Origin of the sequence: Parasphingorhabdus sp. (genome assembly GCF_036963705.1) — a bacterium.
GTDB lineage: Bacteria > Pseudomonadota > Alphaproteobacteria > Sphingomonadales > Sphingomonadaceae > Parasphingorhabdus.
In genome coordinates, this window is the sequence record NZ_JBALUT010000012.1 from 1 (window position 1) to 24,397 (window position 24,397).

The following is a 24,397-nucleotide window of genomic DNA, read 5'->3' on the forward strand; positions in this document are numbered from 1 at the left end:
GCATTTCGTCTTCGGTCAGCAGCTGGAATTTTTCAAGCGCCGTCAAGCCGGGCTCGATGACCACATAGCTTTCAAAATAAAGCACGCGCTCGAGCTGCTTGAGCTGCATGTCGAGCAACAAGCCGATGCGCGATGGCAGCGATTTCAGGAACCAGATATGGGCAACCGGAGCAGCAAGGTCGATATGACCCATACGTTCCCGGCGAACCTTGGTTACCGTGACTTCAACACCGCATTTTTCGCAGACGATGCCTTTATATTTCATGCGCTTATATTTACCGCACAGGCATTCGTAATCCTTTACCGGACCAAAGATACGCGCGCAGAACAGGCCGTCACGCTCTGGCTTGAACGTACGGTAGTTGATGGTTTCCGGTTTCTTGATTTCACCAAAAGACCAGCTGCGGATGCGCTCTGGCGATGCAAGGCCGATCTGGATCTGGTCAAATGTTTCCGGCTTTGCGATCGGATTTGCAAAATTTGATACTTGATTCATGTCTTAATTCCTCTTGGGCTTTAGCCCCAAATTTGAAATGCTGCGTGGCGTGAAGCTAGGACCTCACTCCGCCGCTATTGCAATTCCGTCGCCGGGTTCATCATCGTCATCACCAAAGCTGGAGAGTTGGATGTTGAGGCCGAGCGACCGCATTTCCTTGACCAGAACGTTAAAGCTTTCCGGAACGCCGGCTTCGAAAGTATCGTCACCCTTGACGATCGCTTCGTAAACCTTGGTCCGGCCGATCACGTCATCGGATTTGACCGTCAGCATTTCCTGCAGGGTGTAAGCCGCGCCGTAAGCCTGCAGCGCCCAGACTTCCATTTCCCCGAAACGCTGTCCGCCGAACTGGGCTTTACCGCCGAGAGGCTGTTGCGTGACAAGACTGTACGGTCCGATTGAACGGGCGTGGATCTTGTCGTCGACCAGATGGTGCAGTTTGAGCATGTAGATATAGCCCACGGTCACCTTGCGATCGAACTTGTCACCGGTACGGCCATCATAAAGATTGACCTGACCGCTGCGATCCAGACCTGCCAGTTCGAGCATGTCGGAAATGTCGCTTTCATGCGCTCCGTCAAACACTGGCGTGCCCATTGGGATACCGTGACGCAGATGGCCGACCATTTCGACGATCTCGGCGGTATCACGGCTATCAATATCTTCGTGATATTGTTCGCCATAAATGACCTTGAGCCGTTCTTTGACAGCATCCGGTGGAGGCGCAGCCTCTGGATCGGGGTTAGCCAATTTCCACTCTTCGAGAGCTTCGGTAACCTGTTGACCCAGACCACGTGCGGCCCAGCCAAGATGGGTTTCGAAAATCTGTCCGACGTTCATTCGCGACGGCACACCCAGTGGGTTGAGCACGATGTCAACCGGTGTACCATCTTCGAGGAACGGCATGTCTTCCTGTGGAAGAATGCGCGAGATAACGCCCTTGTTGCCGTGACGGCCAGCCATTTTGTCGCCTGGTTGCAGCTTGCGCTTCACCGCGACAAAGACTTTGACCATCTTCAAGACGCCCGGAGCGAGCTCGTCACCGCGTTCCAGCTTCTCGCGACGGTCTTCGAACCGTTCGTTGATCAGCTTGATCGCTTCGTCATATTGTTGACGGGTGGCTTCGAAATCGGCCTGAACCTGATCGTCCTTGACGGCAATCTTCCACCAATCAACCTGCTCCAGTTCGGACAGACTTTCTTCGGTGATTGATGCGCCTTTTTTCATCGGCTTCGGCGCGGAAGTCGCGGTCTGGCCGATCAACATGTCCTTGAGCGTGTTGAAGGTTGCACGGTTGAGAATGGCGCGTTCGTCATCACGATCCTTGGTAAAGCGGGCAATTTCTTCCCGTTCAATCGCCAAAGCGCGTTCGTCCTTGTCAATGCCGTGGCGGTTGAACACCCGGACTTCGACAACCGTACCGGCAACACCGGGAGGCAGACGCAAAGATGTGTCGCGAACATCAGACGCTTTTTCGCCAAAGATCGCGCGGAGAAGCTTTTCTTCCGGCGTCATTGGAGATTCACCCTTGGGCGTGATCTTGCCGACGAGAATGTCGCCAGGTTCGATTTCCGCACCAATGTAGACAATGCCAGCTTCGTCGAGGTTGCGAAGCGCTTCCTCGCCGACGTTTGGAATATCGCGGGTGATGTCTTCAGGTCCGAGCTTGGTGTCGCGGGCCATGACTTCAAATTCTTCGATATGGATCGAGGTGAAGACGTCGTCTTTCACGATCCGTTCGGAGATCAGGATACTATCCTCGTAGTTGTAGCCATTCCAGGGCATGAAGGCGACGAGGCTGTTTTTGCCGAGCGCCAATTCACCCATGTCGGTGGATGGACCGTCGGCAATCGTGTCGCCCTGCTGGACGATTTCGCCGACCTTCACCAGCGGACGCTGGTTGATGCAGGTGTTCTGGTTGGAACGCTGGAATTTCTGCAGCGTGTAGATGTCTACGCCGGATTTTCCTGCTTCTACCGCACCCGATGCGCGGATGACGATACGGGTAGCGTCCACCTGATCGACGATGCCGGCGCGTTTTGCGGCAATCGCAGCGCCAGAGTCACGAGCCACGGTTTCTTCCATGCCGGTGCCGACAAACGGTGCTTCGGCTTTCACCAAAGGCACAGCCTGACGTTGCATGTTCGATCCCATGAGCGCGCGGTTGGCGTCATCATTTTCCAGGAATGGAATAAGCGAGGCAGCAACCGACACCAGCTGCTTGGGACTAACGTCCATCAGCGTGATGATGTCGCGTGGTGCCATCAGGAATTCGCCAGCCTGACGCGAGGAAACGATTTCCTCGACGAAGCTGCCGTCTTCGGTCAGTTCCGCGTTGGCCTGTGCCACCGTATGCTTTTGCTCTTCCATCGCGGAGAGATAGAGCACGTCGTCGGTAACCTTGTGGTCGACGACTTTCCGATAGGGTGTTTCGATGAAACCATATTGGTTGACGCGGCTGAACGAAGCCAATGAGTTGATCAGACCGATGTTCGGGCCTTCAGGCGTTTCAATCGGGCAGATACGGCCATAATGGGTCGGGTGAACGTCGCGGACTTCAAAGCCGGCACGTTCACGGGTCAGACCACCGGGGCCCAATGCTGATACACGACGTTTATGGGTGACTTCCGAAAGCGGATTGGTCTGATCCATGAACTGGGACAGCTGCGAGGAACCGAAGAATTCGCGAACGGTCGCGACAGCAGGCTTCGCATTGATCAGATCGTTCGGCATCACGGTGGATACGTCTACGCTGCTCATGCGCTCCTTGACGGCGCGCTCCATGCGGAGAAGGCCGACGCGATACTGGTTTTCCAGCAATTCGCCAACCGAGCGAACGCGACGGTTGCCGAGGTTGTCGATGTCATCGACTTCGCCCTTGCCGTCTTTCAGATCGACGAGGGTTTTGACAACAGCGAGAATGTCTTCCTTGCGGAGGATCGTATAATCAGCCGGTGCATCCAGTTCGAGACGCATGTTGAGTTTGACGCGGCCAACGGCGCTGAGGTCATAACGCTCAGGATCGAAGAACAGGCCTTCGAACAATGCTTCGGCGGTTTCGCGCGTTGGTGGTTCACCAGGACGCATGACGCGGTAGATATCGGACAGGGCGCCGTCACGGTCTTCAGCCTTGTCGACTTTCAGCGTGTTGCGGATCCAGGGGCCGGTGGTGACATGGTCGATGTCGAGCAATTCGAGCGCATCAATACCGACATTGTCAATCTTCTCGAGATTTTCAGCGGTCACTTCGTCACCGGCTTCGATGTAAATCTCGCCGGTCTTCTCGTTGATCAGATCAAAGGCGCTGTAACGGCCGAAGATTTCCTCGGTCGGAATGACGATGTTCTGCATGCCATCGGATTCGGCCTTTTTCGCGGCGCGAGGGGTGATCTTGGTCGCCGCTTCAAAGACAACTTCGCCGCTCTGCGCGTCGACAATGTCAAAGGTTGGCTTGATACCGCGCCATTGCTCGGCGACGAAAGGAATCGTCCAGCCATCCTTGGCGCGCTTGTAGACAATGCGCGCATAGAACAGGTTGAGGATGTCTTCTTCCGAATAGCCCTGCTTGATGATCTTGACGAGTTGCGCGCTCTTGGTGCGGCCTTCGTCTTCGATCTTGCCCTGCACGTCGATCGCACCCATTGGCTCACGGATGGTGATCAGATTGCCTTCAACTTCGAGAATTTCAGCCGGCTGTTTCATGCCCGCTACGCGGACCATCTCGCCGACTTTGAAATCAGGCTTCTTTTCTTTGACTTCGAGGATCGCGTCACCGAGCGAACGCAGCAATGCAGTCACCGGCAGCTTGCGCTTGCGATCGATACGGACGTTGACGATGTCTTTGGCGTCAAATTCAAAATCGAGCCAGCTGCCGCGGTAAGGAATGACGCGGGCGGCGAACAGGAATTTGCCGGAAGAGTGGGTTTTGCCGCGGTCATGGTCAAACAGTACACCGGGCGAACGGTGCATCTGGCTGACGATAACGCGCTCTGTACCGTTGATGACGAACGTGCCGTTCTTGGTCATCAAAGGCATGTCGCCCATGTAAACGTCTTGCTCTTTGATATCGAGAACCGAGCGCGCTTCTGTTTCGGGATCGACCTCGAACACGATCAGACGAAGGGTTACCTTCATCGGCGCGGCATAGGTGATGCCCCGCTGGCGGCATTCTTCGACATTATATTTGGGATCTTCGAGCTGATAGTTGACGAAGTCCATTTCGGCGGTGCCGGCAAAATCGCGGATCGGGAAAACGCTGCGCAGCGTCTTTTCGAGGCCAGAGACATATCCGATCGAAGCGTCCGAGCGCAAAAACTGTTCATATGATTCGCGCTGAACTTCGATGAGATTCGGCATCTCGATGACTTCGTGAATGTCGCCGAAAATTTTGCGAATGCGTTTCTTGCGGGTGGGGGTCGGAGCCGTCGTTTTGACCGAAGCTGCTTGGGTAGCCATATAGTTTTGCCTTCTCGCCATCGCCGGAAAACCGGCGGAAAATCAAAATGTGGAGACGCATCAAGACGACAAAAGCCGCATGTTCCCCAAGGTGGGAAACTGCAGCTTTTTAGCGTCCTGAAAACCGTGCAAATTTCATTTCTTCTGGCGTGCCGCGCGACTGCACACCCTGTCTCGAAATCTGTGGTGAGCGCGGGATATAGGGAGATGCCGGCTTTCGGTCAAGGGGGCAGGCCGGACAGAAATGGAAGAAATGGAAGCATCTTTCGATATTCAACGTCAATTCTTATTGAAAAACAATAATTATATTGACGAAATTCGATAAATTGATATTGTTAAACGATAAATAACGGAGACTCGCAGATGGAAACGAACGTAAAACAGGATACAGAAACAAACGACATCGTCCTGAAATCAGCCCGGGGGATATTGATTTTTTCGAAATGGATATCGGTCTTCGCGATCGTAGCGATCACCCTGGGGCTGGTGACCTTGCCATTCACCTATCAGAGCCTTCGGGCGGAAATGTCCACGGTTCTGGTTAATACACCGAGCCCTGAAGCCGCCGGAATGCTTGCTCTGATATTGATGATGGGCATTGTGATATTGCTGCTCACGCTTTTCGCGGTCAATCGCTTGCGCAGGCTCGTCGATTCCGTCGGCAACGGCAGTCCGTTTACGCGGATCAACGGCACCCGCTTGCGCGGCATCGGTCTCGCGGCATTTGCGATCCAGGTCGTATCATTTGTCGGCAGCTTGCTGGGCGAAGGCCTGCTCACCATGCTTGGCGAGACCAAGCCGGGACAGGATCTCAACATTTCGATCGACGCCAGCATCTCGCTCTCCGGAATCCTGCTGGTCCTGCTGCTGATCATCCTGGCGCGGGTGTTCGATCGTGGCGCTGAAATGCGCGAAGAGCTGGAAGGGACGATTTGATGGCAATCACCGTCAAGCTCGACGATCTGCTCCATGACAACCGGATGACGCTGACCGAATTGGCCGAGCGGGTGGATATCACGCTCGCCAATCTCTCGATCCTAAAAACCGGCAAGGCGAAGGCGATGCGTTTCACCACGCTGGAAGCGATCTGCCGCGAGTTGCAATGCCAGCCGGGCGATTTGCTCAGCTATGATCCTGCGGATCCAGAGTGAGCGGCATCCCGATATTGCGGGATTGGCAGAACAAGGTCAGCAGTCGCTGAAATTGGTCATCGTCACGACTTTGCGGACCATCTGCGGATCATATTCGACCTGACCATCGAGGATCAGCATCGCCAGCCCGTGGACCAGCGACCATGCATGGAGAGCAGCAGCGGCGCGCTGATCCTTTGACATTTCGTCTGGCATGGTAGCGGCAATGCCGGCGCGGAGCTGATAAAAGGCTTCGCCCATTGCGGTAGGATCATCGGCGGCCAGATCGACCTGGCCAACGCGGTTATATATCAGCCGCAACAAAGCCGGGTTCTTGACCGCCCATTTGACATAGGTAACCCCGACCTCGGCAAAGCCGTCACGACCGCCGCCGGCTTGCGCGGCTGCTTCCGCCTGATGCTGGCCAAGCCGGTTGACTCCTTCGAGCGCGAGCGCATCCAGCAGGGCATCCTTGTTCGGGAAATGGCGGTATAAGGCGGTGGCGGACACTCCCAGATCGCGGGCAAGCGCGCGCAAGCCGAGATCGGGCTGCTCCTGGCTCTCCAGACGCTCCATTCCCATTTGCAGCGCCGAAGCCCGCAAGTCGCCGTGATGATAAGGCGCGTTCATCGGAAGCACCGGCGGCTAGCTGCGCCTCGAGAAAGAGACATGTTGACACTGTTATCATTCATTGGCATGTTAACAGCATAAACATCGCGAGTCGATTTGCCAAGCCGGAAGGGACTGCTGCCAATGTTAATTTACGCAATCATCGTCGCCGTGCTTGGACTGGTCGTCGCGGTGGCCCATTCGGTGCTTGGCGAAAAGGTCATTCTCGGCCCACTCTATCGCGAGCAGACTAGCGGTCTGTTGGCGGCGCGAGCGACGCGTGACATTATCCGGGCGGTGTTCCACGTTCCCTCACTGGCCTGGGCAGGTCTCGGCATAGCGGTGCTGCTCAACCGGCTGCAGTCGGGCAGCGATCTTCTGCCGGTCACCGCAGCGATCATTTTTGCGCTGTCCGGCATCGGCAATCTTGCCGCGCTCCGCCGACCCCATCCTGGCGGGTTGATATTGCTGGCAATGGCATTCGCTACAATCGCCGATATCAGATTCAACTAGAAGGAATTTTCAATATGGCTTCCGTAATCGAAAAAACCATCCGCGCTGCGGTCACGCCTGTTCTGGGTGCAGTCTCCAAATATAACCGCAAGCGGATGAAGGCACCTGCCGGCGGCCATCCTTATCTGTCCGGCGTGCACCGGCCGATGACCGAAGAAGTCACTCTGGCTGACCTGAAAGTTGACGGAGAAATTCCGCCTACGCTCGATGGTCGCTATCTCCGCATCGGCCCCAATCCGGTTACCGCGCCCGATGAAGCCAGCTATCACTGGTTTACCGGCGATGGCATGGCCCATGGTGTCCGTATCGAGGACGGCCAGGCGAAATGGTATCGCAACCGCTGGATCCGCAGCAACGCGGTCAGCGATGCGCTGGGTGAGCCGCGCAAGCCCGGCACCCGCAAACCCCGCACCGATACCGCGAACACCAATATTGTCCGCATCGCCGGCAAGACATTTGCGATCGTCGAAGCTGGCGGTTTTCCGGTCGAGCTGACCGATGATCTGGAAACGGTGAAACATAATCCGTTCGATGGAACTTTGGTCAACGCCTTTTCTGCCCACCCGCACCTCGATCCGGAAACCGGCGAGATGCATGCAATCTGCTATGATGCGCCGGTCATGGACAAGGTCTGGCACGTCGTGATTGGTGCCAACGGGAAGGTCAAACGGGAAGAACCGATTGCGGTCAAGGACGGCCCCTCAATCCACGATTGCCAGATTACCGAAAATTATGTGCTGGTCTTTGACCTTCCCGCGACCTTCTCGATGAAGCGGATGCTGGGCGGCTTTGCTTTCCCATATGACTGGAATCCGTCTCATGGAGCCCGCGTCGGCCTTTGCCCGCGTGACGGATCAGGCGCTGATACCGTGTGGTGCGATGTTGATCCCTGCTATGTCTATCATCCGGCCAATGCTTATGAGACGGACGACGGCAGCGTGATCGTCGATGTGGTGGTGCACGAAAGCACTTATGCGCGCACGACCTTTGGCCCGGGCGGAGAATGGTCACGGCTGGAGCGCTGGACCGTCGATCCGGTGACCAGAAAAGTCGACCGCAAGATGCTCGATGATCGCCCGCAGGAATTCCCGCGCTATGACGAGCGGCTGACTTCAAAACCCTATCGCTATATCTATAATATCGCGCTTGCCGGCCTGCCCGACGAGCTCGACATGGCGGGAACCGAATTGTTCAAACATGATCTGAATAACGGCGACAAGCTGGTTCGCGATTTTGGCGAAGGGCGTCACCCGGGGGAGTTTGTGTTTGTTCCCCGGACTCCGGATTCCGCCGAGGATGGCGGATGGTTGATCGGTCTGGTGATCGATGCCGAGCATGAGACCAGCGAACTGCAAATCCTCAACGCGGATGATTTTCTTGGCGAGCCTCAGGCGGTGATCCATTTGCCGCACCGGATCCCTCCCGGGTTCCACGGCAACTGGATGGCGAACTAAGCGACCGGGTTTCCCCCGGCGCTTTAGTGGAAGCGGGTCTTTAACAGTGGAGGCAAGCGACGCGCTTTAATCGCGCTTTGCTTAACTCGCCTTTTTCCACTGAACCGTTGCAAGTGCTTCGACTGGTTCGAGTTCAGCGCTTTGGCAGCCGATATCGTATAGGGGAACCGGACGCTCGACTGTCGGTGCAATCCGCCCGACCACGTTGGCGGCGGGCATTGCCTTGCTGAACAAATACCCCTGAACCTGGACGCAGCCTTCCAGTTTCAGCTGGCTGAGCTGATCGCTACGCTCGACCCCCTCGGCGGTTGTCACCATGCCCAGGCTGGTCGCAAGACCGGTCACGGCGCGAATGATTGCCCGGCAATCTTCGCGACTGTCGACCCCGTCAACGAAACAGCGGTCAATCTTGATCTTGTCGAACGGGAAGCTGCGCAAATAGTTGAGCGAGCTATAGCCGGTGCCAAAATCGTCCAGCGCGATGCGCACACCCAGCGAGCGGATTTTGTGGAGCAATTCTACATTGGACTGATTATCGTTCATCAGCACCGATTCGGTGATTTCCAATTCCAGCCGATGCGGCGCGATGCCGGTTGTCGCCAGAGCATTGATGATGGTCGGCATTAGATTGGGGCTGCGCATCTGCGCCGGCGACAGATTGACCGCGACCGTAAGATGCTCGGGCCAATTGGCGACCTCGTGCAATGCCGATCGAACCACCCATTCGCCAAGCTGAACAATCAGGCCGGTCTCTTCGGCAACCGGAATGAAGACATCCGGCATGATCATGCCTTTTTCGCTGTGATTCCAGCGGAGCAGCGCTTCATAACCAATGATCTCGCTGGACTCTATATTGACCAGCGGCTGGTAAAAAAGCTCTAGCTCGTTGCGCTTCAGCGCAGCGCGAAGATCCAGTTCGATATTGCGCCGTTCCTGTACCGCTTCGTGCATCGACGGTTCGAATAGCGAGACACAGCCGCGGCCGTTTTCCTTTGCGTGATAGAGGGCAATATCGGAATATTTGATCAGCTCTTCGCAGCTAGTGCCGCTTTCGGGGGCGATCGCGATTCCGATGCTGACGCCGGTTGAAACGCGCTGTCCGTCGACCATCACCGGCTGCGAGACATTTTTTATGATGTCATTCGCTATCTGAATGACATCTTCGTTCGAACCGCAATTGCGCAAGGATATCGCAAATTCGTCGCCGCCGAGACGTGCGACCATACCCTGTATGCCGATCGTGTTTTCCAAACGGTTGGCAACGGATTTGAGGACCATGTCGCCCGCGCCATGTCCCAATGTATCGTTGATGGTCTTGAAATCATCGAGATCGAGATAAAGCACTGCCAGTTTCTGGTCGTCCCGCATCCGGCTGACCGAACGCTCCAGCGATTGTTTGAACAGGGCGCGGTTGGGGAGGTTCGTGAGGCTGTCGAAATGGGCGAGATGGGCAACTCTTGCCTCGGCCTTCCGGGCGCTGGTTATATCGGCCGCAACCCCGCGAACATGCTTGCTGACGCCATCTTTGGTCTTGATCCGTCTGCCGGACAGTCTCCACCAGCGCAATTTTCCGCGAATCTTTATCGGAGCGTGGATGTCGCGAAACGCTTCGCCCGCCGCCAGACTTTGAAGCAGCTGGTTACGCTCTGTCGAATCCTCGAACAGATCTACCAGCGGCATATTGCGCAAGTCGCGGATTTCCTTGTCCACTGCCGTCGCGAAGCGCGCCGATGGATTGACGATCAAATGATCGGCATTCACTTCCCACAGCCAGTCAGAGCTTTGTTCCGCATAATCGTAGAGCAACAGCCGGACAGTCTCCGCCGCATTTTTTTGCTTGGCTGCGTGGATATGCCGCTGGACAAAATTAAAGAAAAACATCCGGAAAATATAATCGATACACAGGGCGAAGAAGATCAGCAAAACCGCCGCGCTGATGCCGAGATATCCCTCTGCAGCGACGAACGAGAGGGCGTGTATCGTCGTGGTGATCAGGAGATAATAGGTTTGCGCTCGGGGTATGCTGCCATAAACAAAGCCGCCCAGCACCAGACCGCCCATCGCCAATATTGCGATATCCAGACTGAAAGGGATTTGTCCAAAGGCAAAGGGGATGCTCAATATGCTGGAAAAGGTAATGCCGGTGATGATGCTCTCAAAACAGATGCTTTTGGTCACCGCCTTATAGTCAGCCGTATCAGGGTCGAAAGCGACCTGGCGGAAATAGTTGCGACCGCCCATGAAGCCGGCGACGCACAGAAAGAAGCAGGATATTGCGATATAGGCTGGTTCGGCAAAAGCGAAAAGCAGGACGAGGGCATAGATGCCCAATGGCAAGGTGATCAGGATACCAATTCGCGAAATCTGGCCGAAAGATTTTAGCTGTTCGCGGGCGACAAGTTCGGCGGTCTCAGGATCAACACTGATCTTGAAGTTCCAAATCTTTTTTTGCATTTCCAGCAATCGCTGAAGCGTAATTGTCTCGCCCATGCGCACCCCAAATTACTCGATTTTACTAACAGCTGTCGGCCAATATCGAATTACAGTTTTCACAACGTTAATTACGGTGGATGCGGTTCCGACTGAAGGGTGCCGCCGATAACAAAGTCACAAACCGGTCAAATCTGGCTGATCAACGCGGCTGCGGCATCCGCAGCGCGTTTGGCGGCAGCGGCAAGATTGGCATGGAAGTCATCAGAGCTGTCGCCATTCGCGCCGTCGGTGACGGCCTTGATTCCGGCCCAGGGGGTGTCGAGCATCGCGGCTATCTGGGCCACCGCTGCGGTCTCCATGTCGACCAGATCGGCTTTCAACACATCGCGCAGATAGCCGGAGCGTTCGGGGCATTTTATGAAACAGTCCGCCGTCGCAATCCGCGCCTGGGGCAGGGCAAGAGCCGCTGGCATAGGATAGGATGTAAAGGGGCTCCAGTTCGCCGGTCCGATCGGCCATGAGCCGGCATTATAATGGGTAAAGCCGTCATGCTCGCCGAATCTGTCGAGCGTGCCATAATCGGCTTGCAAGGATTCGCGCAGATAGAAGCAATCCCCCTCCTGGGTACTGACATGACCGGCAGTACCGATCACCAGAAACAGGTCGGGTTGGAAATGGCTGTGCATATAGAGCGCCGCGGCACCGGCATGGACTTTTCCAATCCCGGAACAGAGGATGGTGACCGTTTTCCCGCCATGGTCCAGTTGCCGGATTTCACCAAACGGGCTGTCTAGCCTCGTTGCCGAATGATCGCGGAGGAATGCATCGGCTTCGTCCTGCACGCCGGTGATGATCGCGATATGGTCAATCACCGGCAAAGGCCATCAAAGCCATCGGCTTCACGCCGGCAGCGGCCAGTTTTCCTGCGCCTCCGAGATCGGGAAGGTCGACGATAAACAATGCCTGGTCCACTAGCGCGCCCTGGTCGCGCAACAACTGGGTACCGGCCATCGCGGTCCCGCCGGTGGCAAGCAGATCGTCGACCAGCAACACCCGCTGGCCCGGCTGGATGGCGTCGACATGCATTTCGATCCGGTCGCTACCATATTCCAGCGCATAATCGATGCTCACCGCTTTCCCCGGCAGCTTGCCCGGTTTGCGGAGCATGACTTTGCCCTTTTCCAGCGCGTAGGACATGGCGGCAGAAACGATGAAGCCGCGCGCTTCGATGCCCGCGATCAGGTCAAAGCTTTCCGGATCAACCAGCGCAATCATCCGGTCGATGGTCTGGCAAAAGGCCGGCCCGTTTAGCAGCAAGGTCGATATGTCGCGAAACTGGATACCCGGCTTGGGATAGTCCGGGATCGTCCGCACGAGGTCGATCAGGTCCTGATTGTCGGTCATATTGTCCCCTCGAAACACCAGTGGTCCTAGTCGCGCAGCAGCCCGACCATGTCAATCATTGTGCCCTGCAAAGTGAGCGGAAGGGAGGCGAATGGGTGGCGGCGCGCTTCGCTTGTAACAATAAAAAAGGGGCGGCTTCCGAACCGGAAACCACCCCAAATTTTTTCAATAAACCGTCAGGCTTATTTGAGTTCGACGGTACCGCCGGCAGCTTCGATCTTGGTTTTGATTTCTTCTGCTTCAGCTTTGCTGACGCCTTCTTTGACGGCCTTAGGCGCGCCTTCGACGAGTGCTTTTGCATCGGTCAAGCCAAGCTGGGTGATCGCACGGACTTCCTTAATCACCTGGATTTTCTTGCCGCCGTCGCCGGTCAGGATTACGTCAAATTCGGTCTGCTCTTCAGCAGCTTCGCCAGCGGCAGCCGCTGGACCAGCAACTGCAACAGCAGCGGCAGCAGAAACGCCCCACTCTTCTTCAAGTGCCTTGGACAGTTCAGCCGCTTCCATGACGGTGAGTTTCGAAAGTTCTTCGACCAGTTTTGCAATATCAGCCATTTTAAATACGCTCCAATTTTCTAAATATTTGAAAAGTTAAATTCATTCACCCGCAGCAGCATAAGCGCTGAGTACGCGTGCAACACTGGTTGCCGGCTCGACAAGAACCCGTGCGATTTTCGTTTGTGGTGCAACAAGCAATCCAACAATCGTTCCGCGCAGTTCGTCAAGCGAAGGCATGGCAGCCAGAGATTTTATGCCTGCTTCGTCAAGAAGGGTGTCGCCCATTGCGCCGCCAACGATTTCCAAATTCTCGTTGGTTTTTGCAAATGCAACTGCGATTTTTGCAGCCGCCACCGGATCATCCGATGTTGCGAGCGCGACCGGACCCGTTAGCATATCTGCTATCGGGGCATAGTCGGTTCCTTCCAGAGCCAGCTTGGCAAGGCGGTTTTTCGAGACTTTGAAGCTTGCGCCTTCTTCCCGCATTTTCGTCCGCAGCTCGGTAGATTGAGCAACAGTCAGACCCAGGTTGCGTGTTACCACGACCACCCCGGCCTCTTTGAAAATAGCGTTCAGAGCGACAACCGCTTCGGTCTTTTGACCACGATCCATATTTTGCTCCTTCACGTGGACTGCGTTTTGACGCGCAATCCCTTACTTCAATTGCGTCATCCTGAACTTGTTTCAGGACCCCGGGAGGCAACATGCTTCCCCGAGAGATGCTGAAACAAGTTCAGCATGACGAGCGAAAGAATTAGCCTGAGCCAATTCCATATAATCCGAAGGGGGGTTTTGGCCGTTCTGCCGCGTTAGAAAACGCTGGCTGCGTACCCGTGTGTCTCCACACGAAAAAACTGATCCCCGTCTAGGCTGGAAATTAAGAGAGCCAAATTACTCTCACCCGCTGTCTCGGACGGAAATTGTGATTCTTTTGACGGAACCGCAACTTGTAGGGGAGCCATTAACGGGTGGAGCGGGATTGTCAAGAGGTGCGCGAGTCTGGATGTTTGCAGCCGGCGCAAAAGCGGGCATTAGCGCTCGATGGGCTCGACGGCTGATGCTTGGGATATTATACGCTATAAACGGCGTTCAGTTTCTTCAATCGGTACATCGTTGATGCTCGCGAAACGCCTTTGCATCAGGCCATCGGTGTCAAATTCCCAGTTCTCGTTACCATAGCTGCGCCACCATTGATTATCTTGATCCCGCCATTCATATTCAAAACGAACAGCGATGCGATTGTCTGCAAATGCCCATAATTCCTTCTTCAGCCTATAGTCGCGCCCCTTGTTCCATTTGGCGACTAGAAATGCTTTGATTTCCTCACGGCCCGCCAGAAAGCTATCGCGATTACGCCACTCGCTGTCCGGTGTGTAGGCAAGAGCCACACGGTCTGAATCGCAGCTGTTCCAGGCATCTTCTGCAGCTTGCACTTTGGCGCGTGCGGTTTCTTCCGTGAAGGGAGGGACGAGTGTCTGTGTCATGATCTATTCGTCCGAGTCTGAGCTTGCAATTATAATCAAACCGGTACCGACAACCAAAAATCCGACGCCAACTAGGACTGCGGCACCGATGCCCAATTTCCCCGCAGTACTGGCATTGGCCGTACCTTCGGGCAATGCAAAAGGTTTTCCGTTCATCATCAGTTGTGGGTTTTTATCCAGTGTAAAACCAATACGCGCTTGTCGCGGTTGGGGATTATAGCTGCTCGATTTCACGTCGATGGTGCTCGGAACAAAATTATACGGATCTTGTTTGAGACGATGTTGTTGAAAGCTCAGATTAAACCGGGGCTTGGATGTCGCAGCGTTAGGTTGACCACCAAATGGTATCGTCAGATTTATGGCACTACGTATATCGCGCTCGCCATATTGATGAAGCGGATGCAGAGGCTGCGCGAACACGCTGCTCGCGAATAGCGCTGTTGTCATGACAAATAAACAGACATGTCCTAAATGCTTAATCATACTACTTCCTTTTAGAATTTTGTGATCCGATGATCAGCATCCGTGTTATTTGTCTTTCGAATATCGAAACCACATCCTTTTGAGATAGCCTTTTGGCTTCTTCATCGCGCGCAACAACGCTCCTGCGATATGGAGAATGGCGAGCAACATGATGATTCTGCCGATCAGGCCGTGATACTCACGCAACCGATGTTCCCAGAAATCGGGTAATGCTATGTTGCTACCCAGGAACAAAGTGGCGTAAGCGCCCGATTGAAGGACCATTATCGCCCCGAAGCCGGGCCCGACAAGAAGCAGGCTGATAAGCAAAAAATGGTTAACTTTGACCATGGTTCTTCGCCATTTGGGTGTTCCAGGTACAGGTCCGGGTTTTTTGTCATAAAACATCCACCAATAGACGTGGAATAATGTCAGCCCCAAAACAGTGATGCCCGCGATGGCGTGAAAGCGCAAAAGAACGGTCTTTGTTGCGCCCGGATCGGTTCCATCGGCAACAATACCGAAATATAGGGCGGCAAGTACCATGATTGCCGTTGCCCAATGGCTCGTTCTTGGTGTTAAGATGATTGGGCGATGAGCGTCTGAACTGCGGCAACTCTCTCAGGTCCGGCTTTTTCCGGAGAACCGGAATCGAAAGGAGGCTGGGGATCATATTCAATGAAGAGCTGAATCGTGCGCGCCAGCTCATCGCCAGCTATTTCAGCCGCTAGCGTCAAACCGAAATCGATACCCGCAGTAACCCCACCGCCAGTCAAGCGGTTCCGATCGCGTACCACGCGTTCTGCAATCGGTTCCGCTCCAAAGACAGTCAACTGGTCCCGGAATGCCCAATGACATGCCGCTTTATATCCTTGCAACAAACCTGCCGAACCCAAGAGAAGCGATCCGCTGCAAACCGACGTCACATATTGCGCGACTGAACCTTGTCGCTGGAGAAACTGGAGCGTCATTTCATCCTCGAGCAACGGTACCACCCCCAATCCGCCACAGACACAGATGACATCGAGATCCGGACAATTTTCGAATGTCGTCGTTGGATTGATTGAAAAACCAGCATCAGCGGTGACAGGGGATAGATCTTTCCAGATCATATGAATGGTTACACCGGGAATACGACTCAAGACTTCCGCCGGGCCGGTAACATCGAGCTGGGTCATTTGTGGAAAAATCAGGAAACCTACGTGCATGTCGTGCGTCATAAAAAGCTCCATTATAGAATTTGTAATGTCTTATGCGGCGATCAGCTCTATCCGGTGGCCATCAGGGTCTTTGACAAACGCGATGACATCGCGTTTTCCATTCTGGTCTGCATGAGCCATTGGTCCTGCTGCCCGTATCAGTTCCACTCCGTGCTCCTGTAGGCGCTGGCATTCGGCATCGATGTCCTCGATTTCCAGGGCGATATGTCCGAAACTGTCGCCATGTTCATAGCTGCGCTCATCGTGATTGAAGGTCAGCTCAATCACGCTATTTTCTGCTTCGTCTCCATAGCCGACAAAGGATAATGTGAAGCCGCCGGTTTCATATGTTTCCCGGCGAAATTCGCGCATGCCGAGGATGTTGCAATAAAAGTCCAGTGACGCATCAAGATCACTGATACGGATCATCGAGTGCAATATTCGTTTTGCTGTTTGATTAGGCATTAAAGGCTCCCAAGGTTGATTTCAGAATCACCCGGGCGGCCGCGGGTATAACCGCCCGAGCGAAAGCATTTAACTGGTTCTATTTGCAAATCTGGCCGGAATATCGAACGAGACCCTGCATATTGTTGGGATCGCGCAAATCGACGAGGCCATAGCTTTTGAATTGGCCGTCATATCCGATCAGAGTTCCTCGGCCTTTGCCTTTCTGCACGTCATATGTAATTTCGAGCATGTAACGACCCGGTCTACCGGGAACCGCGGTCAAAATTCCGAGATCTTGAGTATAGACAGAGCCACCGTCGCTCCGACCAAAATAATGTTCCATATCCATCTCAAGTCCGGTTGCTGTCGCGCGTTGGGCGAGAATTTTACCTGCAGCATTTTGCACGCTTCCCATCAGCGTTGCCGAGATGATGATCGGCTGACCGTCACCTTCTGCAAAGAAATTCGGAAGGGCGACCCCGCCCAGATCGATGCATTCATTGGCCTTGGCTTGGGCTTGCCCACTGAGTGCAAGAGCAAGGGCGAACATTGTGGTTTTTACTTTCATGGATTTGATTCCTTCTGTTGGTCTGGTTAATTTCAATTCATGCAGGTGCGATAGCGACAAGCATGTAATTGATGGACATTAGATAACGACCACTATATAACGATCGCTATGCCAAGTAGCTGCGAGCGCGGATGGCGTCAACTTAAAAATAACGATCGTTATATAATTAGGAATGTAAATGGCCAAACAAACCGTCCGGAAGAAAGAAACGCGACAAAATATGATCGCCGCTGCAAACCGAAACTTTCGCAGTTTTGGATATAATGGCGTTGGAGTGGATGCGATCGCAAAGGACGCCAAAGTTACATCAGGGGCCTTTTATGCGCATCTCAAGTCGAAAGACGCAGCCTTTGCGATCGCGGTTGAATCGGGACTTGATGAAGTCATTGACGCTATTCCAAAATATCAAAAAGACCATGGCAAAAAATGGGTAGAAGCTTTTGCGAGCTATTATTTGGGAAAGTCCCATCGCGACGACATGGCTTGCGGGTGCGCTATGACATCTCTGTCGCCGGATGTTGTCAGGGCTGATGACCAGATTCGGCTGATTTTTGAAGATCGGATGGCGCATATCATCAATCTGATTGCCGATGGTCTGGACGGAGACACGGTAAAGCTGAGACGAGAAAAAGCCTGGATGTTTCTCTCGGTCCTGATCGGTGGATTGACGACGGCGCGTGCTGTAAAATCGCCACCTCTGGCTGAGGAGATTGCCGCTTCGGCGAAAAGGGCAGCTATTGAACTGGTTTCATGAAGAGAGGTTCCCATTCGTCATCTCGAGCGTTCCGTTCGCTCGAATTAGGATGTGAGATTTCTGAGCCGTCGAGCAAAATCGCCAGACAGGGTTCTCGGTTTTCCATCGGCTTGGCCCTCGCGACACCAACGGACACAGCACCCATGACCAAATTAATATGTCTGCGAAATACTTTGGTTGATCCAGAATGAAAGGCACAAATGATGACGACAGAAAGCATCCTATCTAACGTGAAAATCAAGGGTGGCTGTCTTTGCGGAGCGGTCACTTTCGAGGTCGTCAATGCGTTCGACAAATTGTACTTTTGCAGCTGTGATCAGTGCCGCCAGATAACCGGGTCGGCTTTCGCATCAAACCTGTTCACGAACATTGACGGGTTTGAGTGGCTCAAGGGGGCTGATAATATTGTCAATTATCAGGCTCCGGGGCGGGATATCTCCAAATCATTCTGCCGGTTCTGCGGGTCCGGGGTTCCTTGGAAAAATGGTGACAAAACAAAGATGATCGTTCCGGCCGGATCTCTGAGCGCGTCGCCTAATATTGCCGAGCGGATCAGAATCTTCGCTTCTGAACAACCCTCGTGGGCGTCGGGTCTGGAGCAGGTCTCCGTACATGCGAAGTTCCCAAAGCAGGGGTAAGGCCGAATGCTTGGCAAGGCTCTGGATCCGTTTTCGACGGCACCATTTTCGCGGTGCCGGGCACCAAACTACCCGTCCCGCTGCAGCACTCCTGCTTCAATCTGGTAATAATCGCCTTTGTCGGCGACGAAGATATGGCTCCAGATTTTGGTCTCCGTCGGCTGGTCGAAACAACCCATGGCGATGGCGATCTTGTCGTGGTGGATCGGATCCCAGAACAGGAACGCGCCGCAAGTGTCGCAAAAACCCCGGCGGACTTTTTCCGATGATTGATACCAGCGGATATGATCCTCACCATGGATGGTGACGGCGCTGGTCGGGACATCGATCGAGGCCCAGTAATGGCCGGACTGCTTGCGGCACAGGGTGCAGTGGCAGGCATCGGCCTCGGGCAGGTCGCCGGTGACTTCAATCTTTATTGCAGCGCAGAGGCAGGAACCCTTGTGCATATTTCCCTCCCGAAAATTGTTGGATGAGAAGTCTAACGGCAAAGCGCTGTGGTTTGAAAGCCGGAAATTGTCCGCCGGATTTCAGGCGCGTGAAACGGTCACCCGTTGCTCGACCATATTCATGCTGCCGAATGCGGTGAGAAATGAGACGTCGGTGGCATCGCGGCCGATGCCGATCACCGCCATGTCCGATGCCTGGGCCATCCCGGTCGGGTCGACCAGATGCCATTGACCGCCCAGAAAAACTTCTGGCACGGCGTGGAAATCCTGTGGGCGAACGTCGGGCGCATAAGTGCTGGCAAAGCGGGCCGGGATATTGGCACAGCGGGCCATGCTGATCAGGATATGGGCATAGTCGCGGCAAACGCCCTTGCGCGCGGCAAAGCTCTGCTGGGCGTTGCAATGGACATTGTCCGCGTCCGAACCATAGGTCATGATCTGTTCGATATAGCCGGCCATAGCGGCCACCAGCGGGCCACCGCCGAGGCCGGAAAATTCGCCTGTAACGACAGAATCAAAAGCGTTGACCGAACAATAGAGCGAGTTGAACAGATAGGGCACGGCATGGCCGGGTAAGTCGCTCAGCGCGGTCGCGGGCAGGGTGGCAAAATCGGGATTGGCGCGGTCGATTGTCACCAGCGCATCATAAGAGATATCTAGCTGTTCCTGCTGGCTGGTCCACAGCCGGGTGCCGATACCGTCATGGGCCGGAACGCTGGTCTTGTCATCATTCGGGCCAATATCGATATTGGCCTCGGTCACAATCTGGTCGCGCGTCTCCGCTGCCTCTACCTGAACCAATATCGTGCAGGGCATCGGCAGACGGTAGGATAATTTTGCGCTGATCTGCAATTTTGTCATATCGGCCGCCTCTCACGGTCATAAGAAAAAGGCCGGGATTGCGCCCGGCCTTTTCTAAATCCATTCAATACGTCATGCCTGCCTAAGCAAGGCCCGACGCGCGGTGCATCAAGCGCCTTCAATCTCGCCGAGATTGATTTTGAGGCCCGGGCCCATGGTCGTGCTGAGGCCAACTTTACGGACATATTTGCCCTTGGCGCCAGCTGGTTTTGCTCTGACCACTGCATTGACGAGCGCATCGAAATTCTTGCGCAGATCGGCTTCCTTGAAGCTGGTCTTGCCGATGCCATTGTGGATGATGCCAGCTTTTTCGACGCGATATTCGATCTGTCCGCCCTTGGCGTCCTTGACCGCTTGCGCGACGTTCGGGGTTACCGTGCCGAGTTTCGGGTTAGGCATCAGGCCTTTGGGGCCGAGAACCTTACCGAGACGGCCAACAACGCCCATCATGTCCGGGGTTGCGATAACGCGATCATAGTTGAGGTCGCCGCCTTGCATGGCTTCGAGCAGATCTTCAGCGCCAACCGTATCGGCGCCCGCTTCGCGTGCTTCGTCTGCTTTTGCATCTTTGGCAAAAACAGCTACGCGAGCCACTTTGCCGGTTCCGGCAGGAAGCGAGATCACGCCGCGGACCATCTGGTCAGCATGGCGAGGATCGACACCGAGGTTGATCACAACATCAAGCGTTTCGTCAAATTTCGAAGTCGATGCGAGACCTTTCAAAGTCATGATCGCTTCGTCGATGCTGTACAGCTTTTCGCGATCAACTTCTGTGTTGATCTTCTGCATTTTTTTGGAGAGTTTCGCCATGTTCTTATCCCTCCACCACGTCTACGCCCATCGAGCGCGCGCTGCCTGCGATGATTTTCATTGCCTGTTCAATGCTGTTGGCATTGAGGTCGGCCATTTTGGTTTCGGCAATTTCCTTGATCTGCGAAGTCTTGATCGACCCGCCAGAAACTTTGCCTGGTTCGCTTGAACCTTTTTTCAGCTTTGCGACCTTCTTGATCAGATAGCTGGCTGGTGGTGTCTTGGTTTCAAAGGTGAAGCTGCGATCCGAATAGACGGTAATCTTCGTCGGGATCGGCGTGCCTTTTTCAAGCTTGTCTGTTGCGGCGTTAAACGCTTTACAGAAATCCATGATGTTGACGCCGCGCTGACCCAATGCTGGGCCGATTGGCGGGGATGGATTTGCAGTACCGGCGGGCACTTGCAAATTGATGTAGCCATCAATTTTTTTAGCCATTTGGCTGTCCTTTCATTCTTTTGGGATTGGCGACATTGCCGTTCCCGCAAATTAAGTGGTCAAACGGAGAGCGAACCCTCCTCCCACAGTGGTATTCGAAACCGGAGTTTCAAATTCTGTTTGTTCCGGACTTGATCCGGAACATGAAACTAGCTGATCAGGTCGACTTCGCCGAAGTCCAGTTCGACCGGGGTAGCGCGACCAAAGATGGACACGGAAACCTTGACCTTGTTCTTGTCGAAATCGAGTTCTTCGACGATACCGTTGAAGCTGTTGAACGGGCCGCTCTTGACCTTGACCTCGTCGCCAATTTCGTAGCTGACCGTGATCCTTTCTTTCGGAGCGTTGGCTGCTTCTTCCTTGGTGTTGAGAATGCGGGCGGCTTCTGATTCGCTGATCGCCTGCGGCTTGCCGCTGCTGCCGAGGAAGCCGGTAACCTTGGGTTGGTTCTTGACCAAGTGATAAACATCATCGGTCATTTCCAGCTTCGCCAGCACATAGCCGGGGAAGAATTTCCGTTCGGACTGGATTTTCTTGCCGCGTTTGACTTCGGTAATGGTCTCGGTCGGGACTTCGATATCCTCGACCAGCTCGGTCAGGCCGAGTCGCTTGGCGTCAGCCTCGATGGCTTCCTTGACCTTGTGTTCAAAGCCCGAATAAGCGTGAATGATGTACCAGCGTGCCATGCGAATAACCTAAAAATCTGTTGGGATTAAGCGAGGCTCAAGAGCCAGGCGACAAGCCCGTTAAAAACCGAATCAACACCCAGAAAAAACAATCCGAGAATAGTCGTCATGATCAGCACGAGGATCGCCGTACGGACGGTCTCGGGCCATGTTGGCCAGACGACCTTATTGGTCTCGGCCTTGACCTGATTCATGAATTCGCCTGGATTGACTTTCGCCATGCTTGATTCCTTAAATTCGCTTCCCGGTTTCCGCATAAACTCCGGGTGTCAGTCGTTTGACCGTGGTCGGATATATGCATGATTTCGGAAAGAACCAGCCCTTTAACCGCAGATTCCCGGATTCGCAAGAAAAGAGTGGGATTTTACGCGACTTTGGCCGCTTCGATCAGCGACCTTATCCACGGAAGATGTTCCCGGCCAACGAACAGCTGGTCTGCAATCAGATAAGATGGTGATTCGAAAATGCCGCGTTCTTCGGCCTGGACCCGGAGCGAAAGCAGCTTGGCGCGGGCTGACTGCGGGTCGGGAACCTCTGTCTGAACCGACGAGAGCAGCGCCGAAACGACTGTTACGTCATCAAGATTTGCCTGTTCCGTCCAGTAAGCGGCAAAGGCGGCGCGGATGAACGGGACGGGGTCGCCATCGATGGTTGCCAGTGCGGCCAGTGCTGCCTCGCTGCCGGCGGGTGTTTTGGAAAAATGCATCTCGCGCCCCTGAACCGCGGCATAATGGAGCCAGGTATCGCGCTGGGACAGAGCGCGGACGCGGCGGTGACGTTCGCCCACCGTCTCCTCGGCCTTCTCTTCGGGGATCAAAAACGGCCGCACTGAAAACGGCAGCCATTCTATCTGCACGCCGGTTTTCCGCGCCAGTTCCAGTGTCGGCTCGAGCGCCAGACAGGATGCAGGCGATTTGAAATCGACGGTGACGGTCAGCATGGCTGTGCCTCCATCGCGTCAATCTCGTAAGCAATGTCTGGCGCCGGACCTTTTTGTCCGGTCAGGTACCATCGGACATAGGGCAGATGCTCTCGGCCAAACAGGATCTTGCCGTCAAAGACATAGGTTGGGACGCCGTAAATGCCGGCCGGGTGAAGCTGAGCCTGAAGCGCATCATGCTGAGCGCGGCCTTCGTCTTGCTGAAAGGCGGCAAAGCCGGTCGAGTCGATACCGGCCTGCTCGAGGATTGCAGCGACCACCGTCACGTCTTCAACATCCAGTTCGCGCCGCCAGAAGGGCGGAAAGACTGTTTCGAGATAGGCGCCGAGCCGGTCGCGGTCGTTCTGCACTGCCCACAAAATCCCGATATTGGCGATCGAGGAGTCCCAGATTTTCTCGGTGCCCTTGAGAATATGCCCCTGACGCTCGACATAGCGTCGCGCGTCGCGATAGCCATATTTGATCCGTTCCCACTGGCTTGCGCTGCGGGTGCTTTCGACGACTTTTCCTTCGCTTTTGCGCGCCGATCCCAGGTAGCTCGGAATATCCAGGGTTAGCGGCCGCCAGTCGAATCGCATGTCGAGAGACTTCTCGAGCTCGAGCGTCGGCTGGATGGCGACAAAAGCATAAGGGCTCTTGATGTCGACATAGACAATCAGCGGTGCATCACTTTCCAGAGCGTTCACAGATTATCTCCTAGGACCACAGTCTGTGTAAAAGCGGATTGGTTCAACCGGCCAGCGCTCTGCCGGGATGCATGCCATCGACATAACCCATGAACGGTTCGTGGATCGAATAGCCGAGCAATTCTTGCGCGCGCTTTGGCAAGGCCGCTGCTTTTTCGGGTGGAACAGCGAGCAGCATGGTTTCCAGAGGCCGCATCCAGCCGGGACAATATTGCGGTGTGACAATCAGCCGCGTTGCCTGCGAACGGTTCGCCCCGCCGCAATGCCACAGATTGCCCTTGGCGATCATCAGGGATCCGGCTGGCATCACCGCCTTGATCGCATCTTCATGCGCGCCCGGATCGACGTTCTGGTCGCCACTGTCTTTTGTAGCAAAATCGGAGGCTTTATTAGCGCCGTTCAATTCGACCTTGGCCCATTTGTGGCTGCCGGGAATGATCTCGGTCGCGCCATTATCTTCAGTCATCGAATCGATCGTCCAGAAGGTGCTGACGCCCAGCGCCTTGCGGGGCAGCGGCTGACGACAATGGTCATCATCCATGTGCCAGGGCTGGACGGTTTCACCCGGATGCAGATTGATCGCGAGGCAGGCGGAAAGCAGGCAGGATTTGCCCAGCTCGCGTTCCGCGAAAGCCAGTTGCAAGGGATGGGTGATCAGGTCGGCAAAAATCGGGTCTTTGCCGAGCATTGCATAGATGCGGTTGGACTCGACGCCTTCAAACACATTGCGGCCGCGGATATCGGCTTCGATGAACGGGGCAAGCGCAGCGCGTTGCCGCTCCACCTCTTCGCTCGCCATGATTTCGGGGAAAATGACATAGCCGTCATTTTCATATTGTTCCCAGCATTGCTCGAAACTTCTGCCGTCCAGAAAAGGCTCCAATATCGTCTCGTCAGTCAGCGTTGTTTTTTGCTCGATCATTGGAAAATTATGGCAGAAAACTGGGGTTCAGGCAACCTCACCGAGTGACGCTACGGCATCGGAT

28 protein-coding genes and 1 pseudogene are annotated in these 24,397 nt (G+C 54.7%); 6 read left to right on the forward strand and 23 right to left on the reverse strand.

Translation table 11 applies throughout. The annotated features are described in order from the left end of the window. A pseudogene (locus V7680_RS04440) lies at positions 1–496 on the reverse strand (DNA-directed RNA polymerase subunit beta'); the annotation flags it as partial. Positions 497–559: 63 nt separating this feature from the next. Further along, on the reverse strand, positions 560–4,951 hold the full coding sequence (gene rpoB, locus V7680_RS04445; RefSeq protein ID WP_442954970.1) for a DNA-directed RNA polymerase subunit beta: 4,392 nt from the start codon (positions 4,949–4,951) through the stop codon (positions 560–562). A 363-nt stretch (positions 4,952–5,314) separates the two neighbouring features. On the opposite strand from rpoB, the gene V7680_RS04450 reads away from it, so the two are divergent. After that, a complete protein-coding gene (locus V7680_RS04450) occupies positions 5,315–5,887 on the forward strand; it encodes a DUF2975 domain-containing protein (RefSeq protein ID WP_335652091.1) in 573 nt (190 codons plus the stop codon). Next, positions 5,887–6,102, forward strand: a complete 216-nt coding sequence (locus V7680_RS04455) for a helix-turn-helix domain-containing protein (protein WP_335652092.1) — start codon at positions 5,887–5,889, stop codon at positions 6,100–6,102. Before V7680_RS04450 ends, V7680_RS04455 begins: the two co-directional genes overlap by 1 nt. A 36-nt stretch (positions 6,103–6,138) precedes the next feature. Here V7680_RS04455 and V7680_RS04460 read toward each other — a convergent pair whose 3' ends face one another. Continuing rightward, positions 6,139–6,711 carry a TetR/AcrR family transcriptional regulator gene (locus V7680_RS04460; RefSeq protein WP_335652093.1) on the reverse strand — a complete coding sequence of 191 codons (573 nt, stop codon included), beginning with the start codon at positions 6,709–6,711 and terminating at the stop codon, positions 6,139–6,141. Between the two features lie 123 nt (positions 6,712–6,834). Between V7680_RS04460 and V7680_RS04465 the strand changes: the two genes are divergently transcribed. Together V7680_RS04465 and V7680_RS04470 are read left to right on the forward strand one after the other, a co-directional pair. Next, the gene (locus V7680_RS04465; protein WP_335652094.1) at positions 6,835–7,203 is read left to right on the forward strand and encodes a hypothetical protein; all 369 of its coding nucleotides are present in this window, start codon (positions 6,835–6,837) and stop codon (positions 7,201–7,203) included. Positions 7,204–7,217: 14 nt separating this feature from the next. Beyond that, a complete protein-coding gene (locus tag V7680_RS04470) occupies positions 7,218–8,657 on the forward strand; it encodes an 8'-apo-carotenoid 13,14-cleaving dioxygenase (RefSeq protein WP_335652095.1) in 1,440 nt (479 codons plus the stop codon). Positions 8,658–8,738: 81 nt separating this feature from the next. On the opposite strand, the gene V7680_RS04475 is transcribed toward V7680_RS04470, so the two are convergent. The 11 genes from V7680_RS04475 to V7680_RS04525 form a co-directional block, all read right to left on the reverse strand. Next, positions 8,739–11,111 (reverse strand): putative bifunctional diguanylate cyclase/phosphodiesterase, encoded by a 2,373-nt coding sequence (locus tag V7680_RS04475; protein WP_335652096.1) that lies wholly within the window; start codon positions 11,109–11,111, stop codon positions 8,739–8,741. 164 nt (positions 11,112–11,275) lie between these two features. Continuing rightward, positions 11,276–11,962, reverse strand: a complete 687-nt coding sequence (locus V7680_RS04480) for a 5'-methylthioadenosine/S-adenosylhomocysteine nucleosidase family protein (RefSeq protein ID WP_335652097.1) — start codon at positions 11,960–11,962, stop codon at positions 11,276–11,278. Beyond that, positions 11,955–12,494: an adenine phosphoribosyltransferase gene (locus V7680_RS04485; RefSeq protein WP_335652098.1), complete on the reverse strand. Its 540-nt coding sequence runs from the start codon at positions 12,492–12,494 to the stop codon at positions 11,955–11,957. The genes V7680_RS04480 and V7680_RS04485 overlap by 8 nt, the downstream gene beginning before the upstream one ends. Positions 12,495–12,676: 182 nt before the next feature. Further along, positions 12,677–13,048 carry a 50S ribosomal protein L7/L12 gene (gene rplL / locus V7680_RS04490; RefSeq protein WP_335652099.1) on the reverse strand — a complete coding sequence of 124 codons (372 nt, stop codon included), beginning with the start codon at positions 13,046–13,048 and terminating at the stop codon, positions 12,677–12,679. A gap of 42 nt (positions 13,049–13,090) precedes the next feature. Further along, on the reverse strand, positions 13,091–13,603 hold the full coding sequence (rplJ, locus tag V7680_RS04495) for a 50S ribosomal protein L10 (protein ID WP_335652100.1): 513 nt from the start codon (positions 13,601–13,603) through the stop codon (positions 13,091–13,093). A gap of 464 nt (positions 13,604–14,067) precedes the next feature. Further along, a complete protein-coding gene (locus V7680_RS04500; protein ID WP_335652101.1) occupies positions 14,068–14,475 on the reverse strand; it encodes a nuclear transport factor 2 family protein in 408 nt (135 codons plus the stop codon). A 3-nt stretch (positions 14,476–14,478) separates the two neighbouring features. Then, on the reverse strand, positions 14,479–14,958 hold the full coding sequence (locus V7680_RS04505; protein WP_335652102.1) for a hypothetical protein: 480 nt from the start codon (positions 14,956–14,958) through the stop codon (positions 14,479–14,481). A gap of 45 nt (positions 14,959–15,003) precedes the next feature. Further along, the gene (locus V7680_RS04510) at positions 15,004–15,525 is read right to left on the reverse strand and encodes a cytochrome b/b6 domain-containing protein (RefSeq protein WP_335652151.1); all 522 of its coding nucleotides are present in this window, start codon (positions 15,523–15,525) and stop codon (positions 15,004–15,006) included. Beyond that, positions 15,516–16,169 (reverse strand): DJ-1/PfpI family protein, encoded by a 654-nt coding sequence (locus V7680_RS04515; RefSeq protein ID WP_335652103.1) that lies wholly within the window; start codon positions 16,167–16,169, stop codon positions 15,516–15,518. The genes V7680_RS04510 and V7680_RS04515 overlap by 10 nt, the downstream gene beginning before the upstream one ends. A gap of 18 nt (positions 16,170–16,187) precedes the next feature. Beyond that, positions 16,188–16,601 (reverse strand): lactoylglutathione lyase, encoded by a 414-nt coding sequence (gloA, locus tag V7680_RS04520; RefSeq protein ID WP_335652104.1) that lies wholly within the window; start codon positions 16,599–16,601, stop codon positions 16,188–16,190. A gap of 79 nt (positions 16,602–16,680) precedes the next feature. Next, positions 16,681–17,151: a hypothetical protein gene (locus V7680_RS04525; protein WP_335652105.1), complete on the reverse strand. Its 471-nt coding sequence runs from the start codon at positions 17,149–17,151 to the stop codon at positions 16,681–16,683. Positions 17,152–17,329: 178 nt separating this feature from the next. Between V7680_RS04525 and V7680_RS04530 the strand changes: the two genes are divergently transcribed. Both V7680_RS04530 and V7680_RS04535 read left to right on the forward strand, forming a co-directional pair. Beyond that, positions 17,330–17,905, forward strand: coding sequence for a TetR/AcrR family transcriptional regulator (locus tag V7680_RS04530; protein ID WP_335652106.1), 576 nt, complete (start codon positions 17,330–17,332; stop codon positions 17,903–17,905). Positions 17,906–18,105: 200 nt separating this feature from the next. After that, the gene (locus tag V7680_RS04535) at positions 18,106–18,543 is read left to right on the forward strand and encodes a GFA family protein (protein ID WP_335652107.1); all 438 of its coding nucleotides are present in this window, start codon (positions 18,106–18,108) and stop codon (positions 18,541–18,543) included. A 68-nt stretch (positions 18,544–18,611) separates the two neighbouring features. Here the strand turns inward: V7680_RS04535 and V7680_RS04540 are convergent, their stop codons facing one another. From V7680_RS04540 to V7680_RS04580, 9 genes are all read right to left on the reverse strand, one after another. Continuing rightward, a complete protein-coding gene (locus V7680_RS04540) occupies positions 18,612–18,992 on the reverse strand; it encodes a GFA family protein (RefSeq protein WP_335652108.1) in 381 nt (126 codons plus the stop codon). Between the two features lie 81 nt (positions 18,993–19,073). Next, a complete protein-coding gene (locus tag V7680_RS04545; RefSeq protein WP_335652109.1) occupies positions 19,074–19,853 on the reverse strand; it encodes a transglutaminase-like domain-containing protein in 780 nt (259 codons plus the stop codon). A gap of 108 nt (positions 19,854–19,961) precedes the next feature. After that, positions 19,962–20,663 (reverse strand): 50S ribosomal protein L1, encoded by a 702-nt coding sequence (gene rplA, locus V7680_RS04550; RefSeq protein WP_335652110.1) that lies wholly within the window; start codon positions 20,661–20,663, stop codon positions 19,962–19,964. A 4-nt stretch (positions 20,664–20,667) separates the two neighbouring features. Beyond that, entirely contained in the window at positions 20,668–21,099 is a 432-nt protein-coding gene (gene rplK, locus V7680_RS04555) for a 50S ribosomal protein L11 (protein ID WP_176280762.1), read from the reverse strand. Between the two features lie 149 nt (positions 21,100–21,248). Further along, a complete protein-coding gene (nusG, locus tag V7680_RS04560; protein WP_176280761.1) occupies positions 21,249–21,785 on the reverse strand; it encodes a transcription termination/antitermination protein NusG in 537 nt (178 codons plus the stop codon). 26 nt (positions 21,786–21,811) lie between these two features. Continuing rightward, positions 21,812–22,006, reverse strand: a complete 195-nt coding sequence (gene secE, locus V7680_RS04565) for a preprotein translocase subunit SecE (RefSeq protein ID WP_176280760.1) — start codon at positions 22,004–22,006, stop codon at positions 21,812–21,814. Positions 22,007–22,149: 143 nt separating this feature from the next. Further along, on the reverse strand, positions 22,150–22,725 hold the full coding sequence (locus V7680_RS04570; protein WP_335652111.1) for a hypothetical protein: 576 nt from the start codon (positions 22,723–22,725) through the stop codon (positions 22,150–22,152). Beyond that, positions 22,719–23,411 (reverse strand): DsbA family protein, encoded by a 693-nt coding sequence (locus V7680_RS04575; protein WP_335652112.1) that lies wholly within the window; start codon positions 23,409–23,411, stop codon positions 22,719–22,721. Before V7680_RS04575 ends, V7680_RS04570 begins: the two co-directional genes overlap by 7 nt. A 43-nt stretch (positions 23,412–23,454) precedes the next feature. After that, complete coding sequence (locus tag V7680_RS04580; protein WP_335652113.1) at positions 23,455–24,333, reverse strand: phytanoyl-CoA dioxygenase family protein; 879 nt, start codon at positions 24,331–24,333, stop codon at positions 23,455–23,457. Between the last annotated feature and the right edge of the window lie 64 nt (positions 24,334–24,397).

Coding starts and splice junctions, on each gene's coding strand:
- rpoB (WP_442954970.1), bottom strand. CDS start 4,951: ATGGCTACCCAAGCAGCTTCGGTCAAAACGACGGCTCCGACCCCCACC.
- V7680_RS04450 (WP_335652091.1), top strand. CDS start 5,315: ATGGAAACGAACGTAAAACAGGATACAGAAACAAACGACATCGTCCTG.
- V7680_RS04455 (WP_335652092.1), top strand. CDS start 5,887: ATGGCAATCACCGTCAAGCTCGACGATCTGCTCCATGACAACCGGATG.
- V7680_RS04460 (WP_335652093.1), bottom strand. CDS start 6,711: ATGAACGCGCCTTATCATCACGGCGACTTGCGGGCTTCGGCGCTGCAA.
- V7680_RS04465 (WP_335652094.1), top strand. CDS start 6,835: ATGTTAATTTACGCAATCATCGTCGCCGTGCTTGGACTGGTCGTCGCG.
- V7680_RS04470 (WP_335652095.1), top strand. CDS start 7,218: ATGGCTTCCGTAATCGAAAAAACCATCCGCGCTGCGGTCACGCCTGTT.
- V7680_RS04475 (WP_335652096.1), bottom strand. CDS start 11,111: ATGCAAAAAAAGATTTGGAACTTCAAGATCAGTGTTGATCCTGAGACC.
- V7680_RS04485 (WP_335652098.1), bottom strand. CDS start 12,494: ATGACCGACAATCAGGACCTGATCGACCTCGTGCGGACGATCCCGGAC.
- rplL (WP_335652099.1), bottom strand. CDS start 13,048: ATGGCTGATATTGCAAAACTGGTCGAAGAACTTTCGAAACTCACCGTC.
- rplJ (WP_335652100.1), bottom strand. CDS start 13,603: ATGGATCGTGGTCAAAAGACCGAAGCGGTTGTCGCTCTGAACGCTATT.
- V7680_RS04500 (WP_335652101.1), bottom strand. CDS start 14,475: ATGACACAGACACTCGTCCCTCCCTTCACGGAAGAAACCGCACGCGCC.
- V7680_RS04505 (WP_335652102.1), bottom strand. CDS start 14,958: ATGATTAAGCATTTAGGACATGTCTGTTTATTTGTCATGACAACAGCG.
- V7680_RS04515 (WP_335652103.1), bottom strand. CDS start 16,169: ATGGAGCTTTTTATGACGCACGACATGCACGTAGGTTTCCTGATTTTT.
- gloA (WP_335652104.1), bottom strand. CDS start 16,601: ATGCCTAATCAAACAGCAAAACGAATATTGCACTCGATGATCCGTATC.
- V7680_RS04525 (WP_335652105.1), bottom strand. CDS start 17,151: ATGAAAGTAAAAACCACAATGTTCGCCCTTGCTCTTGCACTCAGTGGG.
- V7680_RS04530 (WP_335652106.1), top strand. CDS start 17,330: ATGGCCAAACAAACCGTCCGGAAGAAAGAAACGCGACAAAATATGATC.
- V7680_RS04535 (WP_335652107.1), top strand. CDS start 18,106: ATGATGACGACAGAAAGCATCCTATCTAACGTGAAAATCAAGGGTGGC.
- V7680_RS04540 (WP_335652108.1), bottom strand. CDS start 18,992: ATGCACAAGGGTTCCTGCCTCTGCGCTGCAATAAAGATTGAAGTCACC.
- V7680_RS04545 (WP_335652109.1), bottom strand. CDS start 19,853: ATGACAAAATTGCAGATCAGCGCAAAATTATCCTACCGTCTGCCGATG.
- rplA (WP_335652110.1), bottom strand. CDS start 20,663: ATGGCGAAACTCTCCAAAAAAATGCAGAAGATCAACACAGAAGTTGAT.
- rplK (WP_176280762.1), bottom strand. CDS start 21,099: ATGGCTAAAAAAATTGATGGCTACATCAATTTGCAAGTGCCCGCCGGT.
- nusG (WP_176280761.1), bottom strand. CDS start 21,785: ATGGCACGCTGGTACATCATTCACGCTTATTCGGGCTTTGAACACAAG.
- secE (WP_176280760.1), bottom strand. CDS start 22,006: ATGGCGAAAGTCAATCCAGGCGAATTCATGAATCAGGTCAAGGCCGAG.
- V7680_RS04570 (WP_335652111.1), bottom strand. CDS start 22,725: ATGCTGACCGTCACCGTCGATTTCAAATCGCCTGCATCCTGTCTGGCG.
- V7680_RS04580 (WP_335652113.1), bottom strand. CDS start 24,333: ATGATCGAGCAAAAAACAACGCTGACTGACGAGACGATATTGGAGCCT.